Source organism: Mycobacterium sp. E740, assembly GCF_001672895.1.
Lineage (GTDB): Bacteria > Actinomycetota > Actinomycetes > Mycobacteriales > Mycobacteriaceae > Mycobacterium.
In genome coordinates this window covers 18,188-39,491 of the sequence record NZ_LZKP01000054.1, presented here as the reverse complement: position 1 = coordinate 39,491, position 21,304 = coordinate 18,188, and the positions used below count along the sequence as shown (strand labels likewise).

General features: G+C 68.2%; 24 protein-coding genes. 18 read left to right on the top strand and 6 right to left on the bottom strand.

What is annotated here, in order from left to right:
- The first annotated feature begins 66 nt into the window (after nt 1-66).
- The 14 genes from folB to A5663_RS05185 all read left to right on the top strand — a co-directional run bounded on the left by folB (nt 67) and on the right by A5663_RS05185 (nt 12,529).
- On the top strand, nt 67-438 hold the full coding sequence (gene folB, locus A5663_RS05250; protein WP_068144817.1) for a dihydroneopterin aldolase: 372 nt from the start codon (nt 67-69) through the stop codon (nt 436-438).
- Nucleotides 435-947 carry a 2-amino-4-hydroxy-6-hydroxymethyldihydropteridine diphosphokinase gene (folK, locus tag A5663_RS05245; RefSeq protein ID WP_068144813.1) on the top strand — a complete coding sequence of 171 codons (513 nt, stop codon included), beginning with the start codon at nt 435-437 and terminating at the stop codon, nt 945-947. Before folB ends, folK begins: the two co-directional genes overlap by 4 nt.
- Nucleotides 947-1,423: a DUF3180 domain-containing protein gene (locus A5663_RS05240; RefSeq protein WP_068144811.1), complete on the top strand. Its 477-nt coding sequence runs from the start codon at nt 947-949 to the stop codon at nt 1,421-1,423. The genes folK and A5663_RS05240 overlap by 1 nt, the downstream gene beginning before the upstream one ends.
- Before the next feature lie 77 nt (nt 1,424-1,500).
- Entirely contained in the window at nt 1,501-2,655 is a 1,155-nt protein-coding gene (locus A5663_RS05235; RefSeq protein ID WP_197503299.1) for a DUF6779 domain-containing protein, read from the top strand.
- Between the two features lie 79 nt (nt 2,656-2,734).
- A complete protein-coding gene (locus tag A5663_RS05230) occupies nt 2,735-3,685 on the top strand; it encodes a Rossmann-like and DUF2520 domain-containing protein (protein WP_068144805.1) in 951 nt (316 codons plus the stop codon).
- On the top strand, nt 3,682-4,614 hold the full coding sequence (gene panC / locus A5663_RS05225) for a pantoate--beta-alanine ligase (protein WP_068144802.1): 933 nt from the start codon (nt 3,682-3,684) through the stop codon (nt 4,612-4,614). The genes A5663_RS05230 and panC overlap by 4 nt, the downstream gene beginning before the upstream one ends.
- Entirely contained in the window at nt 4,614-5,030 is a 417-nt protein-coding gene (gene panD, locus A5663_RS05220) for an aspartate 1-decarboxylase (protein ID WP_068144798.1), read from the top strand. The genes panC and panD overlap by 1 nt, the downstream gene beginning before the upstream one ends.
- Nucleotides 5,031-5,034: 4 nt before the next feature.
- Nucleotides 5,035-5,853: a type III pantothenate kinase gene (locus A5663_RS05215; protein ID WP_068144796.1), complete on the top strand. Its 819-nt coding sequence runs from the start codon at nt 5,035-5,037 to the stop codon at nt 5,851-5,853.
- 11 nt (nt 5,854-5,864) lie between these two features.
- The gene (gene lysS, locus A5663_RS05210; RefSeq protein WP_068144794.1) at nt 5,865-7,403 is read left to right on the top strand and encodes a lysine--tRNA ligase; all 1,539 of its coding nucleotides are present in this window, start codon (nt 5,865-5,867) and stop codon (nt 7,401-7,403) included.
- Nucleotides 7,404-7,510: 107 nt separating this feature from the next.
- A complete protein-coding gene (gene lsr2 / locus A5663_RS05205) occupies nt 7,511-7,852 on the top strand; it encodes a histone-like nucleoid-structuring protein Lsr2 (protein WP_068144790.1) in 342 nt (113 codons plus the stop codon).
- Nucleotides 7,853-8,133: 281 nt separating this feature from the next.
- On the top strand, nt 8,134-10,677 hold the full coding sequence (gene clpC1 / locus A5663_RS05200) for an ATP-dependent protease ATP-binding subunit ClpC (RefSeq protein ID WP_068144786.1): 2,544 nt from the start codon (nt 8,134-8,136) through the stop codon (nt 10,675-10,677).
- A 288-nt stretch (nt 10,678-10,965) separates the two neighbouring features.
- Entirely contained in the window at nt 10,966-11,181 is a 216-nt protein-coding gene (locus A5663_RS05195; RefSeq protein WP_068144782.1) for a CbtB domain-containing protein, read from the top strand.
- Complete coding sequence (locus A5663_RS05190; RefSeq protein ID WP_068144780.1) at nt 11,181-11,981, top strand: CbtA family protein; 801 nt, start codon at nt 11,181-11,183, stop codon at nt 11,979-11,981. Before A5663_RS05195 ends, A5663_RS05190 begins: the two co-directional genes overlap by 1 nt.
- Nucleotides 11,978-12,529 carry a histidine phosphatase family protein gene (locus A5663_RS05185; RefSeq protein ID WP_068144776.1) on the top strand — a complete coding sequence of 184 codons (552 nt, stop codon included), beginning with the start codon at nt 11,978-11,980 and terminating at the stop codon, nt 12,527-12,529. The genes A5663_RS05190 and A5663_RS05185 overlap by 4 nt, the downstream gene beginning before the upstream one ends.
- A gap of 1 nt (nt 12,530) precedes the next feature.
- Here A5663_RS05185 and A5663_RS05180 read toward each other — a convergent pair whose 3' ends face one another.
- Together A5663_RS05180 and mhuD are read right to left on the bottom strand one after the other, a co-directional pair.
- A complete protein-coding gene (locus A5663_RS05180; RefSeq protein WP_156744344.1) occupies nt 12,531-13,859 on the bottom strand; it encodes a serine hydrolase in 1,329 nt (442 codons plus the stop codon).
- A 31-nt stretch (nt 13,860-13,890) separates the two neighbouring features.
- Nucleotides 13,891-14,214: a mycobilin-forming heme oxygenase MhuD gene (gene mhuD, locus A5663_RS05175; protein WP_068144769.1), complete on the bottom strand. Its 324-nt coding sequence runs from the start codon at nt 14,212-14,214 to the stop codon at nt 13,891-13,893.
- A 40-nt stretch (nt 14,215-14,254) separates the two neighbouring features.
- Between mhuD and A5663_RS05170 the strand changes: the two genes are divergently transcribed.
- Entirely contained in the window at nt 14,255-15,019 is a 765-nt protein-coding gene (locus A5663_RS05170) for an alpha/beta fold hydrolase (RefSeq protein ID WP_068144829.1), read from the top strand.
- On the opposite strand, the gene A5663_RS05165 is transcribed toward A5663_RS05170, so the two are convergent.
- Nucleotides 14,993-15,256 carry a hypothetical protein gene (locus A5663_RS05165; RefSeq protein WP_068144767.1) on the bottom strand — a complete coding sequence of 88 codons (264 nt, stop codon included), beginning with the start codon at nt 15,254-15,256 and terminating at the stop codon, nt 14,993-14,995. The genes A5663_RS05170 and A5663_RS05165 overlap by 27 nt on opposite strands.
- Before the next feature lie 71 nt (nt 15,257-15,327).
- On the opposite strand from A5663_RS05165, the gene A5663_RS05160 reads away from it, so the two are divergent.
- Complete coding sequence (locus tag A5663_RS05160; RefSeq protein ID WP_068144763.1) at nt 15,328-16,314, top strand: GlxA family transcriptional regulator; 987 nt, start codon at nt 15,328-15,330, stop codon at nt 16,312-16,314.
- Nucleotides 16,315-16,399: 85 nt separating this feature from the next.
- On the opposite strand, the gene A5663_RS05155 is transcribed toward A5663_RS05160, so the two are convergent.
- Nucleotides 16,400-17,281, bottom strand: coding sequence for an A/G-specific adenine glycosylase (locus tag A5663_RS05155; protein ID WP_068144760.1), 882 nt, complete (start codon nt 17,279-17,281; stop codon nt 16,400-16,402).
- On the opposite strand from A5663_RS05155, the gene A5663_RS05150 reads away from it, so the two are divergent.
- Together A5663_RS05150 and A5663_RS05145 are read left to right on the top strand one after the other, a co-directional pair.
- Nucleotides 17,280-17,900, top strand: coding sequence for a carbonic anhydrase (locus A5663_RS05150; RefSeq protein WP_068144757.1), 621 nt, complete (start codon nt 17,280-17,282; stop codon nt 17,898-17,900). The two genes, A5663_RS05155 and A5663_RS05150, sit on opposite strands and share 2 nt — an antisense overlap.
- 59 nt (nt 17,901-17,959) lie before the next feature.
- On the top strand, nt 17,960-18,736 hold the full coding sequence (locus A5663_RS05145) for a hypothetical protein (RefSeq protein WP_068144754.1): 777 nt from the start codon (nt 17,960-17,962) through the stop codon (nt 18,734-18,736).
- On the opposite strand, the gene disA is transcribed toward A5663_RS05145, so the two are convergent.
- The gene (disA, locus tag A5663_RS05140; protein WP_068144751.1) at nt 18,733-19,851 is read right to left on the bottom strand and encodes a DNA integrity scanning diadenylate cyclase DisA; all 1,119 of its coding nucleotides are present in this window, start codon (nt 19,849-19,851) and stop codon (nt 18,733-18,735) included. The two genes, A5663_RS05145 and disA, sit on opposite strands and share 4 nt — an antisense overlap.
- Nucleotides 19,852-19,882: 31 nt before the next feature.
- Complete coding sequence (radA, locus tag A5663_RS05135; RefSeq protein WP_068144748.1) at nt 19,883-21,274, bottom strand: DNA repair protein RadA; 1,392 nt, start codon at nt 21,272-21,274, stop codon at nt 19,883-19,885.
- Nucleotides 21,275-21,304 lie beyond the last annotated feature (30 nt).

Genomic DNA, 21,304 nt, shown 5'->3' with positions numbered 1-21,304 from the left:
GCGGGTGCACGACGTGCGCGCCTCGGTGGACGCGATAAAGGTGCTGCAGGCATGGGCAGGCTTTCAATGACTGACCGAATCGAGTTGCGCGGGTTGACAATTCGTGGCCACCACGGCGTCTTCGAGCACGAGCGGCGCGACGGCCAGGATTTCGTCGTCGACATCACGGTGTGGCTGGACCTCGCCGCGGCGGCGGCCAGCGACGACCTGGCCGACACCCTCGACTACGGTGCGCTGGCGCAGCGCGCGGCCGACATCGTGGCCGGCCCACCACGCGACCTGATCGAGACCGTGGCCGCCGACATCGCCGACGACGTCATGACCGACGTGCGAGTGCACGCCGTCGAGGTTGTCGTGCACAAGCCGTCGGCGCCGATCCCGCTGACGTTCGCCGACGTCGCCGTGGTGGCGCGACGATCACGAGGCGGTGACCGTTGACCACCGCGGTTCTCTCGATCGGGTCGAACCTCGGCGACCGGCTGGCCATGCTGCGCTCGGTTGTCGACGGGCTCGGGCCTGCGGCACAGGCCGTTTCACCGGTGTACGAGACGACGCCGTGGGGCGGTGTCGACCAGGGTCCGTTCCTCAACGCCGTCGTCATCGCCGACGACGCGGAGCTCGACGGCCGGGGTTGGCTGCGGTGTGCCCACGAACTCGAGCAGGCCGCCGACCGGGTGCGCGCACAGCGGTGGGGACCGCGAACTCTGGACGTCGACGTCGTCACCTGCCACGCCGGCGGTCGCGAGATGGTCTCGCGCGACCCCGAGTTGACGCTGCCGCACCCGCGTGCCCATGAGCGCGCGTTCGTGCTCGTGCCGTGGCTGGCGGTCCGGCCGGACGCGATGCTGACCGTCGCCGGGCGGGCGCAGCGGGTCGATGAGTTGCTCGCCGCGCTCGACGCGACCGAACGCGACGGCGTCCGCCGCACGGATCTGGTGCTCTGCTGATGGGCCCCACGCGCTGGCGGGACCTCGCGGCGGCGGCGGTGCTGACCGCTGTCGCGGGTTATCTGCTTGTGCTCGCGTTGTATCGGTGGTTCCCGCCGATCACTTTGTGGACGGGCGTCTCGCTGTTAGCGGTCGCGGTGGCCGAGGCGGCGTGGGCGGTCCACGTCCGGGCCAAGATCAGCGACGGCGAGATCGGGGTGGGCGCCGGTCGGCTGAACCCCCTTTCGGTGGCGCGCTCGGTGGTGATCGCCAAAGCCTCGGCGTGGGTCGGCGCGCTGATGTTGGGATGGTGGTCGGCGGTGCTGACGTACGTGCTGCCGCGACGCTCGACTTTGCGCGTCGCGGCCGAGGACACCGCCGGCGCCGCAGTCGCGGCGGTCTGCGCACTGGCACTGGTGGTTGCTGCACTGTGGCTGCAGCATTGCTGCAAGTCGCCGGGCGAGCCGCCGGAGAACCCCGACGCGGCAACGGAATAGCCGACTTACGCCGTCGTGCGGCGGAATCGCCGACAAGGTCGACACGCGGAGTGACCTGTGACAGGTACAGTCGCCCCATGACCGATCCGACCCGCAGCGCCCGCTCGCGGCGCGGTGGCCGCAGGCCGGGTTGGATGCTGTTGACCGCGTTGCTGGTTCTGGCGATCGCGGCGAGTTCGGCGTTGGTGTTCACCAATCGAGTGGAGCTGCTGAAGCTGGCGGTCATCCTCGCGCTGTGGGCCGCGGTGGTCGCAGCGTTCGTGTCGGTCATCTACCGGCGGCAGAGCGATGTCGACCAAGCCAGAGTGCGCGACCTGAAGCTGGTTTACGACCTGCAGTTGGACCGTGAGATCTCGGCGCGTCGCGAATATGAACTGTCGTTGGAGACGCAGATTCGCCGGGAACTCGAGTCGGAGGTGCGCGCCCAGGCCGCCGACGAGGTGGCGAATCTCCGAGCGGAGCTGGCCGCGTTGCGGACCAACCTCGAGATCCTGTTCGACGCCGACCTGTCTCATCGCCCCGCGATCGAGACCGAGCGCACGACCGTGCGCGCCTACAGCGACTGGGCGCGCGAGTCGGACGACGCGAGCCGGGTCACCGCCAGCCGCATCGACGAGTACCAGCCCGACATCGACCACCGGACCGAGGAGAGCCCGATCATCGACGTGCCGGCCGAACCGCAGCCGGCCGAGGTCGCGTGGCAGCCGCCGGCCGACTCCGGAGGATCACACCGCCGGGCTTCCGACGACAATCGAGGCGGCCAGCCCACCGAGGAGACCTACCCGTGGTATCCGCCGACAGCACCTCCTGTTCCGCCGCCGGAACCGCCTCCGCCACCGGTTCCGGAGCCGGTGCCGTCGCCGGCGGCCGACTGGCAGCCAGCGCCCGCTGAAGGGCAGTGGCTTCCGCCGGGGAGTCCGGGCAGCAACTGGGTGGCGTCAGGCAGCAACGGCGAAACCGATGAATACGTCGGCAGGCGGCGCGCGCCCGAACCGGCCGACGACAGCCCGCCCGAACCGCGGCGCGGACGGCATTCGGCAACGGCGGACGCCGGCGACGCCGCCCGCCCCGCCGAGCCGGTCGAACAACCTGCTCCCGAGCCGCCGGTCGAGGGGTCCCGTCACCGCAGCGCCGACGACACGGATACCGCCGGTCAGTCGGTCGCCGAACTGCTGGCCAGGCTGCAGGCAAGCCCGACGCCGGGTGGGCGTCGCCGCCGCCGCGAAGATTGATTTAGACTCGTAGCGACCGTCCGGTACCCGCATGGCAGGACCGGAACGAACCACATCAACTCTTTGCGAGGTCTACTTCATGGTCTCCACGGGGACCCCTGACGGATTCCGTCCGGCGCGGCTCACTGTCGGCATCATCTCCGCAGGTCGCGTCGGTTCCGCGCTGGGCGTGGCACTGGAGCGGGCCGAGCATGTCGTGGTGGCGTGCAGCGCGATCTCGCGCGCGTCGCGCGACCGCGCGCACCGCAGGCTGCCCGAGACGGCCGTGCTGCCGGTCGACGAGGTTCCCGCCCGGGCCGAGCTGCTGCTGCTCGCGGTGCCCGACGCCGTTCTGGCCGAATTGGCGTCCGGTTTGGCCGCAACGCGGTCGGTACGGCCGGGCACCATCGTCGCGCACACCTCCGGCGCCAACGGGATCGGAGTGCTGGCTCCGCTCGCGGCGCAGGGCTGCATCCCGTTGGCGATCCACCCGGCGATGACGTTCACCGGGTCCGACGAGGACATCGAGCGGCTGCCCGACACCTGCTTCGGCGTCACCGCCGCCGACGAGATCGGCTACGCGATCGCCCAATCGCTGGTGCTCGAGATCGGCGGGGAGCCGTTTCGCGTGCGGGAGGACGCCCGCGGGCTCTACCACGCCGCGCTCGCGCATGCCAGCAACCACCTGGTGACCGTGCTGCTCGACTCCGTCGAAGCGCTGCGATCGGCGCTGTCGGGGCAGGAGCTGTTGGGCCAGGAGCTGGTCGGCGACGCGCCGGGCGGCATCGCGGAGCGGATCGTGGGCCCGTTGGCGCGCGCGTCGCTGGAAAACGCACTGCAGCGCGGCCAATCGGCGTTGACCGGTCCGGTCGCACGCGGCGATGCGGCCGCGCTGGGGCGCCATCTCGAAGCGCTGGCGGAGGTGAACACCGAATTGGCCCAGGCCTATCGGGCGAACTCGTTGCGGACCGCCCAGCGCGCTCATGCGGGCGACGAAGTCTTCGCAGCGCTGGCGGAAGGCTCGGGCACCGGCCGGGGTGCTGTCCGATGACCGCGCGCACACCGAAGTTCGTGCCCGGCGAGCTGAACGTCTACTCCAGCCCGGCCGAGATCTCCGCGGTTACCCGCGCGCTGCGCGGCACGGGCCGGCGGGTGGTGCTCGTGCCGACGATGGGCGCTTTGCACGAGGGGCATCTGACGCTGATCCGGGCTGCCCGACGTGTCCAGGGCGCCGTCGTCGTGGTGTCGATCTTCGTCAATCCGTTGCAGTTCGCGGTGAACGAGGACCTCGACGCCTATCCGCGCACCCTCGAAAACGACTTCGCCGCGCTGCGCGCCGAGAAGGTCGACATCGCGTTCACCCCCACCGTCGCCGACATGTATCCCAACGGCACCCGCACGTCGGTGCAGCCGGGCCCGCTCGGGGGGGTTCTCGAAGGAGCCGCGCGCCCAACGCATTTCGCGGGTGTGCTGACGGTGGTGCTCAAACTGCTCAACATCGTGCGGCCCGACCGCGCGTTCTTCGGGGAGAAGGACTACCAGCAGTTGGCGCTGATCCGCCAGATGGTCGCCGACCTCGATGTCGGCGTGCAGATCGTCGGTGTGCCGATCGTGCGCGAGGCGGACGGGCTGGCGATGTCGTCGCGCAACCGGTATCTCGACGAGGAGGAGCGTGAGCACGCCGGCGCGCTGTCGGCGGCGCTGCTGGCCGGGATGTATGCGGCGGGTGAAGGGACGGCGGCCGCACTGGACGCCGCGCGCGCCGTGCTCGACGAGGTGCCGGCCATCGAGCTGGACTACCTCGAGGTGCTCGACCCGATGCTGGGGCCGGCGCCCGCGGTCGGTGCGGCCCGGATGCTGGTGGCCTGCCGGCTGGGTCGCACCCGGCTGCTGGACAACATTGCCATCGACATCGGCGTGCCCTCGGGCCCCGGTCCGGATGTCGCCTTTGACCAACACGAATTGCCTTGGAGGAACTGATGTTACGGACAATGCTCAAATCGAAGATCCATCGGGCCACGGTGACGCAGGCCGACCTGCACTACGTCGGCTCGGTGACCATCGACGCCGATCTGATGGATGCCGCCGACCTGCTCGAGGGCGAGCAGGTCACGATCGTCGACATCGACAACGGCGCCCGGCTGGTCACGTACGCGATCACCGGTGAACGCGGTAGCGGCGTGATCGGGATCAACGGTGCCGCAGCACATCTGGTGCACCCCGGCGACCTGGTGATCCTCATCGCCTACGGCACCATGGAAGACGCCGAGGCCAGGGCCTACCAACCGCGGATCGTGTTCGTCGACGCCGACAACAGGCAGATCGACCTGGGCATCCATTCCTCGGACCCCGCCTTCGTACCGGCCGACGCGGCCGGGTTGATGTCGCCGCGGTAGTCCGGTGCTACTTGCGATAGACGTACGCAACACCCATACCGTCGTCGGGCTGGTTTCGGGTTCCGGCGAACACGCAAAAGTAGCCCAGCAGTGGCGGATTCGCACCGAGTCGGAGGTGACCGCCGACGAGCTGGCGCTGACCATCGACGGCCTGATCGGTGACGACTCCGAACATCTGACCGGTGCCGCTGGGCTGTCGACGGTGCCGTCGGTGATGCACGAACTGCGTGAGATGCTGCGCCAGTACTGGCCGTCGGTGCCGCACGTGCTGATCGAACCGGGCGTGCGCACCGGTATCCCGCTCCTGGTCGACAACCCGAAAGAGGTCGGCGCCGACCGCATCGTGAACTGCCTTGCGGCATACCACAAATACGGCTCAGCGGCGATCGTGGTCGACTTCGGCTCATCGATATGCGTCGACGTGGTGTCGGCGAAGGGCGAGTTCCTGGGTGGGGCCATCGCTCCCGGTGTCGAGGTGTCCTCTGACGCGGCGGCGGCCAGGTCCGCGGCGCTGCGGCGCATCGAGCTGACCCGGCCGCGGTCGGTGATCGGCAAGAACACCGTCGAATGCATGCAGGCCGGCGCGGTGTTCGGCTTCGCCGGTCTGGTCGACGGGTTGGTGCAGCGCATCCGCGACGACGTCGACGGGTTTGCGGGCAGCGACATCGCGGTGGTCGCCACCGGGCACACCGCGCCGCTGCTTCTGCCTGACATGCGCACCGTCGAGCATTACGACGAGCACCTCACCCTCGACGGGTTGCGCTTGGTGTTCGAACGCAACCGCGACAGTCAGCGCGGCCGCCTCAAGAATCGCGTCATTTAGGCTGGCACGACGTGACCGAACCTGATCCGCCCCGCACCGCACCGGCCGCGGCGGCGGCAACCGAGGCCGACGTTCCGGAGCAGTACCGGATCCGTCAGGCCAAGCGTGAGCGGCTGCTCGCCGAGGGGCGGGAACCCTACCCGGTCGAAGTCGCGCGCACCCACACCCTCGCCGAGATCCGCGAGACGTATCCCGACCTGGCGGCAGACACCGAGACCGGCCAGATCGTCGGCGTCGCCGGCCGGGTGCTGTTCGCCCGCAACTCCGGCAAGCTGTGCTTCGCCACGCTCCAGGAGGGCGACGGCACACAGCTGCAGGTGATGGTCAGCTTCAACAAGGTCGGACAGGAATCGCTGGATTCCTGGAAAGCCGACGTCGACCTCGGCGACATCGTGTTCGTGCGCGGCGAGGTGATCAGCTCACGGCGCGGTGAACTGTCGGTGCTGGCGGACTCCTGGCAGATCGTCTCCAAGGCCCTGCGGCCACTGCCGGTGGCGCACAAGGAGATGAGCGAAGAGTCGCGCGTGCGTCAGCGCTACGTCGACCTCATCGTGCGGCCCGAGGCCCGTTCGATCGCGCGTCAGCGGGTCGCGGTGGTGCGCGCGGTGCGCTCGGCGTTGGAGCGCCGCGGCTTCCTCGAGGTCGAGACACCGATGCTGCAGACGCTCGCCGGTGGGGCGGCGGCGCGACCGTTCGTCACCCATTCCAACGCGCTCGACGTCGACCTCTACCTGCGGATCGCTCCTGAACTGTTCCTGAAACGAGCGTTGGTCGGCGGATTCGAGCGGGTCTTCGAGCTCAATCGGGTGTTCCGGAACGAAGGCGCGGATTCCACGCATTCGCCGGAATTCGCGATGCTCGAGACATATCAGGCATACGGCACTTACGACGATTCCGCCATCGTGACCAGAGAAGTTATTCAGGAGGTGGCCGACGAGGCCATCGGAACGCGCAATGTGCCATTGCCTGATGGCACTATGTACGATCTCGACGGCGAATGGCAGTCCGTCGAAATGTATCCATCTTTATCTGCAGCGCTCGGTGAAGAGATCACACCGGAAACGCCGGCCGAAAAGTTATGGGCGTTCGCCGATCGGCTAGATGTCGAGATTCCCCGGGACCGCGGATACGGGCACGGAAAATTGGTCGAGGAGCTCTGGGAACACACCGTCGGCAACACCCTGTGGGCGCCGACCTTCGTCCGTGACTTCCCCGTGGAGACCACGCCGCTGACCCGTGCACACCGCAGCATTCCCGGCGTCACGGAGAAATGGGACCTCTATATTCGGCGCTTCGAGTTGGCGACCGGTTATTCGGAGCTGATCGATCCGGTGATCCAGCGCGAAAGGTTCGAGGCGCAGGCCCGGGCTGCGGCCGCCGGAGACGACGAAGCAATGGCCCTCGACGAGGATTTCCTCGCCGCGCTGGAGTATGCGATGCCGCCGTCCACCGGCACTGGAATGGGCATCGACAGGTTGTTGATGGCATTGACGGGACTGTCGATTAGAGAGACAGTTTTGTTCCCGATTGTCCGACGTCACGGGAACTGAACATCGGCTATTCTGGCCGTGTTGAATAGCGCGTAGACATATGGCACATTGGTGCCGGGTTCGGACATATCCGCGATCCGCAAGATCGCGCAGAAGGGCGTATGGCAATGGCGAAGAAAGTTACCGTCACGCTTGTCGATGATTTCGACGGCGAAGGCGCAGCCGATGAGACGGTGGAATTCGGCCTCGACGGGGTGAGCTACGAGATCGACCTTTCTTCCAAGAATGCCGCGAAGCTGCGCGGCGATCTGAAGCAATGGGTCGAGGCGGGGCGCCGCGTCGGCGGTCGCCGCCGCGGGCGTTCGCCCGGTTCGGGGCGGGGCCGCGCGGCCATCGACCGCGAGCAGAGCGCTGCGATCCGGGAGTGGGCACGGCGCAACGGCCACAACGTCTCGACTCGCGGCCGCATCCCGGCTGACGTCATCGACGCGTTCCACGCGGCGACGTAGCCGTTTGTTCGCTAGCCGCGAACCTGCCGCGGCGCGACAGCCGAAACGAATCATCGCCTCGGCGCGTTGCTAATTCGTAGCGTCGGGTATCCGACCCGTGCGCGTTGATGTTTCCGGTGTCCCCGAGGTCCCCCGAACGGTTCCGATGTCCGCTCACAGCAGACCGGCAGGCGGGGCACCGGGGAGAGCCGCCCATTACAGTGGACGGCAGGTGCGGTGCGTTACTCGGAGCCTTCGGGGCGCATGGCACCGACCTATTGATGGAGAGCAGGTAACCACCGATGTTCGAGAGATTCACCGACCGTGCCCGCAGGGTCGTCGTCCTGGCTCAAGAAGAGGCCCGGATGCTCAACCACAACTACATCGGAACCGAGCACATCCTGTTGGGACTCATTCACGAGGGTGAGGGCGTAGCGGCCAAGTCGCTGGAGTCGCTGGGCATCTCGCTGGAGGGCGTGCGCAGCCAGGTCGAGGAGATCATCGGCCAGGGCCAGCAGGCCCCGTCCGGCCACATCCCCTTCACCCCGCGCGCCAAGAAGGTGCTGGAGCTGAGCCTTCGCGAGGCGCTGCAGCTCGGCCACAACTACATCGGCACCGAGCACATCCTGCTCGGGCTGATCCGCGAGGGCGAGGGCGTTGCCGCCCAGGTGCTGGTGAAGCTGGGCGCCGAGCTGACCCGTGTGCGCCAGCAGGTGATCCAGCTGCTGAGCGGCTACCAGGGCAAGGAGACCGCGGAAGCCGGCACCGGCGGCCGCGGTGGCGAGGCCGGCAATCCGTCCACCTCGCTGGTGCTCGACCAGTTCGGCCGCAACCTGACCGCGGCTGCCATGGAGGGCAAGCTCGACCCGGTCATCGGTCGCGAGAAGGAAATCGAGCGGGTGATGCAGGTGCTGAGCCGGCGCACCAAGAACAACCCGGTGCTGATCGGCGAGCCCGGTGTCGGCAAGACCGCCGTCGTCGAGGGCCTCGCGCAGGCGATCGTGCACGGTGACGTTCCCGAGACGCTCAAGGACAAGCAGCTCTACACGCTCGACCTGGGTTCGCTGGTCGCGGGTTCGAGGTACCGCGGCGACTTCGAGGAACGCCTGAAGAAGGTGCTCAAGGAGATCAACACCCGCGGCGACATCATCCTGTTCATCGACGAGCTGCACACGCTCGTCGGAGCGGGCGCGGCCGAGGGCGCGATCGACGCCGCCAGCATCCTGAAGCCGAAGCTGGCCCGAGGTGAGCTGCAGACCATCGGCGCCACCACGCTCGACGAGTACCGCAAGTACATCGAGAAGGACGCCGCGCTGGAGCGCCGGTTCCAGCCGGTCCAGGTCGGCGAGCCGACCGTCGCGCACACCATCGAGATCCTCAAGGGACTGCGCGACCGCTACGAGGCCCACCACCGGGTGTCGATCACCGACGGCGCGATCGCCGCGGCCGCAACCCTGGCCGACCGTTACATCAACGACCGGTTCCTGCCGGACAAGGCGATCGACCTGATCGACGAGGCCGGGGCCCGGATGCGGATCCGGCGCATGACCGCGCCGCCAGACCTGCGCGAGTTCGACGAGAAGATCGCCGACGCGCGTCGGGAGAAGGAGTCCGCGATCGACGCGCAGGACTTCGAGAAGGCGGCCAGCCTGCGTGACAAGGAGAAGCAGCTGGTCGCTCAGCGCGCCGAGCGTGAGAAGCAGTGGCGCTCAGGCGATCTCGATGTGGTCGCCGAGGTTGACGACGAGCAGATCGCCGAGGTACTCGGCAACTGGACCGGCATCCCGGTGTTCAAGCTGACCGAGGAGGAGACCACGCGTCTGCTCCGCATGGAGGACGAGCTGCACAAGCGGATCATCGGCCAGGAGGACGCCGTCAAGGCCGTCTCGAAGGCGATCCGCCGCACGCGTGCCGGCCTGAAGGACCCCAAGCGCCCGTCGGGCTCGTTCATCTTCGCCGGCCCGTCCGGTGTCGGTAAGACCGAGCTGTCGAAGGCGCTGGCCAACTTCCTGTTCGGCGACGACGATGCGCTCATCCAGATCGACATGGGCGAGTTCCACGACCGGTTCACCGCTTCGCGGCTGTTCGGTGCGCCTCCGGGCTACGTCGGCTACGAGGAAGGCGGCCAGCTCACCGAGAAGGTGCGCCGCAAGCCGTTCAGCGTGGTGCTTTTCGATGAGATCGAGAAGGCGCACCAGGAGATCTACAACAGCCTGTTGCAGGTGCTCGAGGACGGCCGCCTGACCGACGGTCAGGGCCGCACGGTCGACTTCAAGAACACCGTGCTGATCTTCACGTCGAACCTGGGCACGTCCGACATCAGCAAGGCGGTCGGGCTCGGCTTCAGCCAGGGTGGCGGCGAGAACAACTACGAGCGGATGAAGCAGAAGGTCAACGACGAGCTCAAGAAGCACTTCCGGCCTGAGTTCCTCAACCGCATCGACGACATCATCGTCTTCCACCAGCTGACTCGCGACGAGATCATCCGGATGGTCGACCTGATGATCGGCCGGGTGTCCAACCAGCTGAAGACCAAGGACATGATTTTGGAGCTGACGGACCAGGCAAAGTCGCTGCTGGCCAAGCGCGGCTTCGATCCGGTGCTCGGCGCGCGGCCGTTGCGGCGCACCATCCAGCGCGAGATCGAGGACCAGCTGTCGGAGAAGATACTGTTCGAGGAGATCGGCCCCGGCCAGCTCGTCACGGTCGATGTGGACAACTGGGACGGCGAGAGCGCCGGCGAGGATGCGGTGTTCACGTTCAAGGGCACCAAGAAGCCCGCGAAGGTGGAGGAGGCGGACCTGGCTCAGGCCGGTGCCGCCGGCGCAGCCAGCGCGGCCGAATAGTTCACGACGAAGCGGGCGGCTACCTCCAGGGGAAGCCGCCCGTTTTGCTGCGCCGAAAGTACGGTCGGTGTACGGGAAACCTGCAAATCCGTACGTACAGCGTGCACTCGGCGAAAGAAGGTGTCGGGTCCGCCGCCCGCCGATGGGCCGATCCGTTTAGGATGCTCGTGTAATCGGCGGGCGAAGGAATCTGGTGAGAATCCAGAACGGTCGCGCCACTGTGTGAAGTCAGACCCGACGTTCGCTGTCAACCGAACTGGGACGCGGAATCCCGGAAAGGACATCGACATGACCTATCCCGAGGCACGTAAGAGCGTTGCTCGCGCGCTGGACCTCTCGGCCGCCAAGGCGGTCATGTGGCTGACGCTGACTGCGTTCTTCGCCCTGCTGGTGCTCTACTTCGTGGGCCTGGACCAGGGTGCGACGTCGGTGTTCGGCGACAACACCGTCATCCACGAGTTCGTGCACGACGCCCGCCACCTGCTCGGCTTCCCCTGCCACTGATGGAAAAGCAGATCATCGGGCGCGGCCTGCTGGCTGGCGCCCTCGCCGGTGTGTTCGCGTTCGTCTTCGCCCGGATCTTCGTCGAACCGGTCATCGAGCGGGCGATCGGTTACGAGGACGGTGTCGGCGCTGCCCGTGAAGCGCTGGAGGGGCACAGCCACGGCGGCCATCATCACGATGACGGGTTCGGCGGCTTCACCCGCGGTGTCCAGGCCAATATCGGCATGGGCTTCGGGGTGCTGGCGTTCAGCGTCGCGATCGCCGCACTCTTCGCCGTCGTCTTCGCGGTGGCCTACTCCCGGATCGGCGACATCTCGGCACGCCTGCTGTCGGTGTACGTGGCCGGCGGAATGCTGTTGAGCCTCTACGTCGTTCCCGCGCTGAAGTACCCGCCGAGTCCGCCCGCAGTGAGCCTCGACGAGACGATCCGTCAACGCACGATGCTGTACCTGCTGATGGTGGTGTTGTCCGCGGCCCTTCTGGTGGGGGCGGTGTATCTGGGTCGGCGGTTGGCAGAGCGGCTGGGCGCATGGAACGCGGCGCTGGCTGCCGCGGGGTCCTACGTCGTCGCGGTCGCGGTCGTCATGCTGGTGCTGCCGACCATCGACGAGACGCCGGGACCGCTGACCGACGCGGCCGGCGACATCGTCTACAAAGGGTTCCCGGCTGAGGACCTCTACCAGTTCCGGCTGTTCTCGCTGGGCACCCAGATCGTCATGTACGCGACGATCGCGTTGGCCTTCGGCGCGATGGCCGCCCGGGTGCTCGAAGACAAGCGCAGGGAGCACGTTCCTGCGTGAGTGAGGTCGTCCGGCTGACACTCGTGTCCCATGCGTTGACCGACGCGATGTCGGCCGGACGGTTTCCCACCGACGAGCCGTTGAGCCCGACCGGGCACCGGCAGGTCGACGCTTCCATCGACCTCGGCGTCGTCGATGCGGCCTTCTGTGGTCCCGAGAAACGCACGAGGCAGACAGCTGAACTGCTCGGGCTGCACGCCGAGGTCGACGGTCGGCTCGCGGATCTGGACTGCGGCCGCTGGCGCGGGGACGTGCTGGGCGGCGTGCTGCCGGCGGATCTGGCCGTCTGGCTCACCGACCCGACGCGGGCCCCGCACGGCGGCGAGTCCGTGGTCGAGCTGGTCGACCGGGTGCGCGACTGGATGGAGTCACTGACCGCGCGCCGCAGCCGGCTGGTCGCGGTGACGCATCCGGCGGTGATCCGGGCGGCGGTTCTGGTCGCGCTCGACGCTCCGGCGAAGTCGTTCTGGCGCATAGACATCGCTCCCGTCAGCCGCACCGTGATGCATTTCCGCGGCCACGCGTGGACACTGCGGTCGAGCCGCTGACTTAACCGCCGATCGGCACGAGATCGAAGGCTTGGCGCACGATCGACAACAACCACCCCGCGGCCGTCGGGCTGCGGTAGCTCGGCCAGTTCAGCTGGAAACTCACGACCCACGGCTGCCCGGTGCGGTCGATCGCATACCAGCTGAACGTCAGGTCCCCCGGCAGGTTGCCGCCTTTGGCGCCGATGTAGTCCCACTTCGAGCGGTCCAGATCGATCCCGGGAATCGCCGAGAGGATGTCCTTGACCGGCGCGGCCTCGCCGACCGCGGCCTCCTGCAGCGCGACGTGCACACGGCAGATGTCGGCGGCGCTGCCGTACCATTCGGCGCCGAAGGTCGACGCCGGAGTGTGCGTGCGTTGCGGATCCGGTTCGTAGGGGCGCGAATTCGTCTGGCTCAGCAGCCGCGCGCGCACCTGGGCACCGCCGTGTTCGACCGCTTGGCGCCACTGCTCGCGAAGGTCCGGCCGCCCCCAACCGACGGAGAACATCTCGTGCATGGTCGGAAACGGCGTCATGCTGGCCGGGTCGTGATGGCCCGCTGCCACCAGGGCCCGTTCCACCGCGCCCGGACCGAGCCGTGCGATCAGCAGATCGGTGGCCATGTTGTCACTCGCCGAGATCATCTGCTGTGCAGCGGTTCTCACCGAAACCGTCGTGCCCGGCGGCAACTCCTCCAGGCCCGCCGAACCAACGGCCTTCGCGCTCTTCGTGATGGTCAGCGGATCGGTCCATTCGAGGGTCCCCGCGTTCACTGCATCGGCAACGGCAAGCAGCACATAGAGTTTGAAGATCGACGCCAACGGCAGCGACAGCTCGGAGTTGGTTCCGGCGACCGCATCACATTTGCTACCAACCACTTTGGAGACCTGATACGAGTAACGCGCCCCGGACTTGGTCAGCTCGGCGTCCACGTCGGCCCACTTCTCGATCGTCGGCTTGCGCAGGGAGACGTCCAGCCGGTCCACCATGCCGGCGTCGTCGGTGCGCAGGTCGATTTCCTGGGCCACGTTGTAAGAGGTGAGCACGCCGATCCGGGCCTGCCCGGCGCCGATCTGCACGTCGGTGACCGTGAACGGCCGGTCCCACCAGATCCGGTCGAGTCTGAACGCGATGTCGTCGACTTTGTCCGGCACCGCCAGCGTCCGCACGCCGACCGGGCCTATGGGCCAATCGGAGTTGAGCATGTCCATGGTCTGCTTGGCGCGCAGACCCTGCGGCGTGTTGATCTCGATCGGCGTGCCGTAGGCGGCGTCGGCGGCACCGGCCGATGCGGTGTCGACTTTCGCGCAGCCGGCGAGCGCGACGACGAACGAGACCCCTACCGTCAACCCGAGCGCGCGGCGCGCGTGACGCCTGACGCTATTGAGTCGCACCCGCAACGTCGAGGACGACCTCGAACTCGAGCAGCGACGCACCGGTGGCCACCGGGTTGTTCTGCTGGCCCTTGTGTGCCTCGATGGCCGGACCGGTGGCCCACGCCTGGAACGCCTCCTCGGACTCCCACTGCGTCACCACGAAGTAGCGGTTCTCGCCCTTGACGGGCCGCAACAGCTGGAACCCCAGAAAGCCGGGCTGGTTGTCGACCGCGTGGGCGCGGTGCGCGAACCGTTTCTCCAGTTCGGGGCCGGCGTCGGGCGGCACCTCGATTGCGTTGATCTTCACCACGGGGTTCTGGCTGGGCATGCGGTTCAGGTTACCGAACGACGCTGGGCATGATGTCGGCATGCGATCGCTCACCCGCCGCGGCGGAAGGGGCCGGCCACTGGTGCTCGTGCACGGCCTGATGGGCCGGGGCAGCACGTGGTCGCGGCAGTTGCCGTGGCTGACCGCGCTTGGTGAGGTCTACACCTACGACGCACCGTGGCACCGGGGCCGCGACGTCGACGATGTCCGGCCGGTCAGCACCGAGCGGATGGTCGCCGACCTCGGTGACGCCGTCGCGACGATCGGAAAGCCCGCCGTGTTGATCGGGCATTCGATGGGCGGACTGCACTCCTGGTGTCTGGCCGCAACCCGTTCCGACCTGGTGGAGGCGCTCGTCGTCGAGGACATGGCGCCCGACTTCCGCGGTCGCACCACCGGCCCGTGGGAGCCGTGGTTGCATGCGCTTCCGGTCGAGTTCGGTTCTCCGCAACGGATTTACGGCGAGTTCGGGCCGGTCGCCGGCCAGTACTTCATGGAGGCGTTCGACCGCACACCGACCGGCTGGCGGTTGCACGGCCGCCCCAATGTCTGGATCGAGATCGCCGCCGAGTGGGGGACGCGCGACTACTGGCGCCAGTGGAAGGCCGTGCGCGTGCCGACGCTGCTGATCGAGGCGGGGGACTCGGTGACCCCGGCGGGGCAGATGGCCGAGATGGCCGAGACCGGTCATCGGACGACCTATCTCCGGGTGCCGGGTGCGGGCCACCTCATCCACGACGACGCCCCGCGGGCGTACCAGCAGGCCGTCGAGGCGTTTCTAGCGACGCTCGCCGACGGCTCCTGAAGACGGCCAGACCGGCTGGCGCTCGAACCGCGTGCGGATGGCGTCGAGGTCGTGGCGAACGCGCAGGACGTCGCGGTCGTCCTCGAAGGACCGGAACAACCGGCCCGCCATGGGCGCGGCCGTGCGGAACTGGTCGACGGAAAGTCGCAGGTGCCCGGAGCGGTGAGCGGTCCAAGCGACTGCGGCGACCACCGCGAGCGGGAGCCCGAGGATCATCAACGTGAGTGCAGTGGACATGGCAGTAACTCTGCGCCGAATAAGATTCCGCCAACAGTGGCAGAAATGACACCTGGGGCTAAAATGCTGCCATGTCCCTCAAGAGCGTCTCGACGCTCGTGCTCGACGGCCTGGCGGTCTTCGAATTCGGTGTCATCTGCGAGGTCTTCGGTATCGACCGTGCCGCCGACGGCGTGCCCAACTTCGACTTCAAGGTGTGCGGACCCCGCCCCGGCCAACCGGTGCGGACCTCCGTCGGCGCGACGCTGACCCCAGATCACGGCCTCGACGATCTGGTCGGCGCGGACCTCGTGGCGATCCCGGCGATCGGCGGATCTGATTATCTGCCGGAGGCACTGGCCGCGGTGCGGGCCGCCGCGGACGCCGGGTCGATCGTCCTGACGGTGTGCTCGGGTGCCTTCGTGGCGGGTGCCGCCGGACTGCTGGACGGCAGGCCGTGCACCACGCACTGGATGCACGCCGACGCACTCGCCCGTAGGTACCCGACGGCCAAGGTCGATCGCAATGTGCTGTTCGTCGACGACGGCAACCTGATCACCAGTGCGGGCACTGCGGCGGGGATCGACGCCTGCCTGCATCTCGTCCGGCGTGAACTCGGCAGCGAGGTGACCAACAAGATCGCGCGCCGGATGGTGGTGCCGCCACAGCGCGACGGTGGCCAGCGCCAGTACATCGACCAGCCGATCCCGGTGCGCTGTTCGGAACGCTTTGCACCGCACCTTGATTGGATTCTCGGCAACCTGGACAAGCCCCACACGGTCGCCACTTTGGCTGCGCGGGCGCACATGTCGGCGCGCACCTTTGCCCGCCGGTTCGTGGAGGAGACCGGCCGCACGCCCATGCAGTGGGTGACGGACCAACGCGTCCTGTATGCGCGCACCCTTCTGGAAGAGACCGATCTCGACGTCGACCGGGTCGCCGAGCGCAGCGGCTTCGGCACCGCGACATTGCTGCGGCACCACTTCCGCAGGATCATCGGTGTGACGCCGTCCGACTATCGGCGTCGGTTCGCTTGCGGCGGTACGGGTTCGGATCCTGGAGACGCGGTGGCCGTCTAGGTTTGTCGCCGAGCGTCGCGTTGATCGACGTCTTTCAAGAAAAAACGTATGGCAACCTGACACTCGCCGGCGACGACGAAGAGGGCTACTCGGCCTGACCTTCGCCGGCGAGCGCGAACCGGCCGTCGGTGGTCTGCTCGACGAGACCGTCGACCAGCAGCGAGTCCAGCGCCCTGTCGCGTTGGGCGGTGTCCGACAGCCAGGCCACGTCGAGCTGGGCACGGGTGACCGGAGCCTCGTTGCCACGCAAGACGTCCAGCAGTCGGCCGCGCACCTGCCGGTCGGTCCCCGCATAGCGTTGCACCCGGCGCGAAGGCGCTGTGGCCGCCGGGAAGCCATGCGACCGCCACGCACACACGTCCAGCGGGCACAGGCCGCACCGCGGTGCCCGCGCGGTGCACACCGTCGCGCCCAGCTCCATCAGTGCGGCCGAGAACTTCGGTGCGGCAACCTCATCCGGGAGCAGTGTCTCGACGTCGACCAGGTCGCGGGGCGACGACGCCGCCGCAGCCTCGGGACGGCCGTGCACCACCCGGGCGACGACGCGACGGACGTTGGTGTCGACCACGGGCACCCGGGCGCGGTAGGCGAAGCAGGCGATCGCGCGCGCGGTGTACGCACCGATGCCGGGCAGCGTCAACAACGTCTCGACATCCGCCGGGACGACGTCGTCATACTCGGCGGCGATCACCGTCGCGCACTCGTGTAAGCGCTTGGCGCGCCGCGGATATCCCAACTTGCCCCACGCTCGCAGCACGTCGGCGGCACTTGCCGACGCCGTCGCCGACGCAGTGGGCCAGCGTTGCACCCACGCGAGCCAGACAGGCTCCACGCGGGCGACCGGCGTCTGCTGCAGCATGAACTCGCTGACGAGGATCTGCCACGGCGTGACGCCGGGCCGTCGCCACGGCAGATCGCGCTGCCCGCGGTCAAACCAATCGAGCAGCTGAGGCACAATGTCGGTCATGCCGAACACCAGCCCAGTGACCGCATGGAAAGCACTCAAGGAGGGTAACGAGCGCTTCGTCGCCGGAAAGCCCGAACACCCGAGCCAGGGGATCGAGCACCGCGCCAGCCTGGCTGGGGGACAGCAGCCGACGGCGGTGGTGTTCGGCTGCGGAGACAGCCGGGTGGCGGCCGAACTGATCTTCGACCAGGGTCTCGGCGACATGTTCGTGGTGCGCACCGCCGGCCATGTCATCGACTCTGCGGTGCTGGGCTCCATCGAGTTCGGAGTCACGGTGCTCAACGTGCCGCTGATCGCGGTGCTCGGCCATGACAGCTGCGGCGCGGTGAAAGCGACGCTGACCGCCCTCGACGAAGGCGTGGTGCCCGGCGGCTATGTGCGCGACATCGTGGAGCGGGTGACGCCGTCGATCCTGCTGGGCAGGCGCGATGGCTTGAGCCGGGTCGACGAGTTCGAGGCCAGGCACGTCACCGAGACCGGCGCGCAGCTGATGGCCCGCTCGACGGCCATCTCGGAGCGGGTCGCCTCGGGCGACCTGGCGATCGTCGGGCTGACCTACCATCTGGCCGACGGCCGGGTGGTGTTGCGGGACCATCTGGGCGACATCGGCGAACCCTGAGGGGCGACACGCCGAGTCGCCTCGTCCGATAAGGCGTGACCTGGCCTTACCGTGAAGTTGTGCTAGATCTGGAACCGCATGGTCCGCTGCCGACGCAGATTTACTGGCGTCGCAGGGCGCTGGCGCTGGGCATAGCGGTCCTCGTGATCGGCGTGATCGCGGCAATCGTGATCGTGGTCGTGAAGAACACCGGGGGCAGCGACAGCCAGAACGCCGAGGCGCCGGCCCCCGCCGCTGCCGCCGGGCCGACGCCGCTGCCCGGGGAGAACCCCGAGGTCAAGACGCCGGTGATGCCGCCGGCTCAGAATGCGCCGCCGCCCACCGCGACGCCGACCGCGGCGGTGGCGCCGCCACCGGTGCTCAAGGAGGGCGATGACTGCCCCGATTCGGCGCTGGCGGTCAAGGGCATCACCAACCAACCGCAGTACGTCGTGGGGGACCAGCCCAAGTTCACGATGGTCGTGACCAACATCGGGCTGGTCGGCTGCAAGCGGGACGTCGGCGCCGCCGTGCTGGCCGCCTACGTCTACTCGCTGGACAACGCTCGCCTCTGGTCCAATCTCGACTGCGCGCCGTCCAACGAGACGCTGGTCAAGGCATTCCAGCCCGGCGAGCAGGTCACCACGGAGGTCACCTGGACGGGCATGGGCTCGGCGCCGGGCTGCCCGCTGCCGCGCCAACCCATCGGGCCGGGCACGTACAACCTGGTCGTGCAGTTGGGCAATCTGCGGTCGGCGACGGTTCCGTTCATCCTCGCCGCTCCGCAGGCGCAGCAACACGGCAACGGTGCTGCGCCGCCACCCGGACCTGCACCTGGGCCCGCGCCCGCCGGCTAGGCCAGCCTGTCGGCGATCGTCGACTCGGCCAACTGCGAAAGGCCCTCTCTGATGTGGCGCGCCCACATCGAGCCGATTCCCTCGACCGACTGCAGGTCGCCCGCGCTGGCCGCCAGCAGGCCCTGCAGGGAGCCGAACGAGCGCACCAGCAGGTCGACGTGCGCGAACTGCAGACGCGGGATGCCGGCCATCGCGCGGTAGCCGCGTGAGCTCATCGCCGAGTCCTGCGCCTCGATGGTCGACGGATATCCGAAAACCCTTGCCAGCGTGGTGAAGTCGAGCAACTCGGTGTCCGACAGTCCGTCGAGTTCTTCGAGCGTGGTGCTGACCTGTGCCGGTGTTGGCGGGTCCGGGTTGGCATGGTAGTCGCGGACTATCAGCTCGCGCGCGGTGTCGTTGTCGCCGACCAGTTCTTCCAGTTGCAGTTTGAGCTGGCGGCCGTCGGTGCCGAGTTCGACCACGTACGAATCGATTTCGAGGCTGATCCGGCGGACCATCTCGAGTCGCTGAACGACGGTCAACACGTCCCGCAACGTCACGAAGTCCTCGATCTCGGCCGTGGAGAGTTGCCTGCTGACCTCGTCGAGGCGCGTCTTGTAGCGCTCGAGGGTGTCGATGGTCTGGTTGGCGCGCGACAGGATGGTCGCCGAGTCGGGGATGACGTGCCGCTCCCCGGCCACATAGACGGTGACGATGCTCATCGAATGGCTGACCGAGATCACCGGATAACCCGTCTGGATCGCGGCGCGTTCGGCCGAGCGGTGTCGCGTTCCGGACTCCTCGGTGGGAATCGACGGGTCGGGCACCAGTTGCACGTTGGCCCGCAGGATGCGGCTGCCGTCGCTGGAGAGCACCACGGCGCCGTCCATCTTCGACAGCTCCCGCAGCCTCGTCGGCGCGTAGCGGACATCGAGCGAGAAGCCGCCGTCGCAGATGGCTTCCACGCTGTCGTCGTAGCCGACGACGATCAGCGCACCCGTGCGTCCGCGCAGGATGCGTTCGAGGCCGTCACGCAGTGCGGTGCCGGGCGCCAGCCGGGCGATGGTCTCGCGCAGCGTCGGGCGGGCCAGCGGCACCACGGTGCGACTCGACCTGCTGCCCGATTTCACGGCCATCGCCCCTCCCTAGGATCGGCCGTCATTTGCACTATCTTCGCTGATCTTCGCTGATGTCGCGCAGAACCCGCAATGCCGAACCGATGTCGTCGACTGTGACGGCGCGCAGCCCCGCCGGTACCGACGTCAGCCCCGACGGGATCACCGCGCACGTGAAGCCGAGCCGGGCGGCCTCGCTGAGGCGGCGGTCCATTCCGGTGACCCGGCGCAGGTCGCCCGCCAGGCCGACCTCTCCGATCGCGACCGCCGCGGCGGGCATCGGCAGGTTCATCAGCGACGAGGCGATGGCGACCGCGACTGCGAGATCCGCCGACGGGTCGGTCAATCGCATGCCGCCGACAGTGGACAGGTAGATGTCGCGAGTGGCGACGGCCACGCCCGCGTGCCGGTCCAGCACGGCGGTGATCATCGCCGCGCGAGACGAGTCGATACCGCTGACGGCCCGCCGCGCTGTTCCGTTCGCGGGCGGCCCGATCAGCGCCTGTACCTCTCCGATCAACGGACGCTTGCCGTCGAGGGTGACCGTGATCGCCGTGCCCGCAACGGGTTTGGGCCGCTGGTCGCGAAACAGCCCGGACGGGTCTGCCACCCCCTCGATCCCGTTGTCGTGCAACAGGAAACAGCCCACCTCGTCGGCGGCGCCGAACCGGCTCTTGATGCCGCGGACCATCCGCAGCGAGGAGGTGCGGTCCCCTTCGAAGTGCAGGACGACGTCCACCAGGTGCTCGAGGGAACGCGGTCCCGCTATCGCACCGTCCTTGGTCACGTGTCCGACGAGGATCATCGCGATGCCCGACCGCTTCGCCGCCATCGTCAGCGCGGTGGTGACCGCCCGCACCTGGGTGACACCGCCGGTGACGCCGTCGGCCTCGGTCGTGGACATCGTCTGCACGGAGTCGACCACCACCAGGCTGGGCTGAACCTCGTCGATATGACCGAGCGCCGTCGCCAGATCAGATTCCGCGGCAAGGTACACCTCGTCGTGCGTGCAGCCCGTGCGTTCCGCGCGCATCCGGATCTGGCCCGCCGACTCCTCGCCCGAGAGGTACAGCGCCCGCCGGCCGGCCGCGGCCCAGCGGTGTGCGACCTCGAGCAACAGCGTGGACTTACCGACTCCGGGATCGCCGGCCAGCAGCGTCACCGACCCCGGCACCAGCCCGCCACCGAGGACCCGGTCCAGTTCGGGGACGCCGGAGTGGAAGTGACGGGTGCGGCGGGGATCGATGGAACTGATCGGCACCGCCGGTGAGCTCGGGGCGACAGTACGCCGCGCGGCCGAACCGGCCACCGCGGAGAGCACGGCTACCTCGTCGACGGTGCCCCAGGTGCCGCACTCCGGACAGCGGCCCACCCATTTGAGCGTGAGGTGGTGGCATTCCGAGCAGCGGTACTGCGAACGCGCCTTGACGACACCCTTGGCCACGCAGTGACGGTAACCGTCACCGCCGACAAA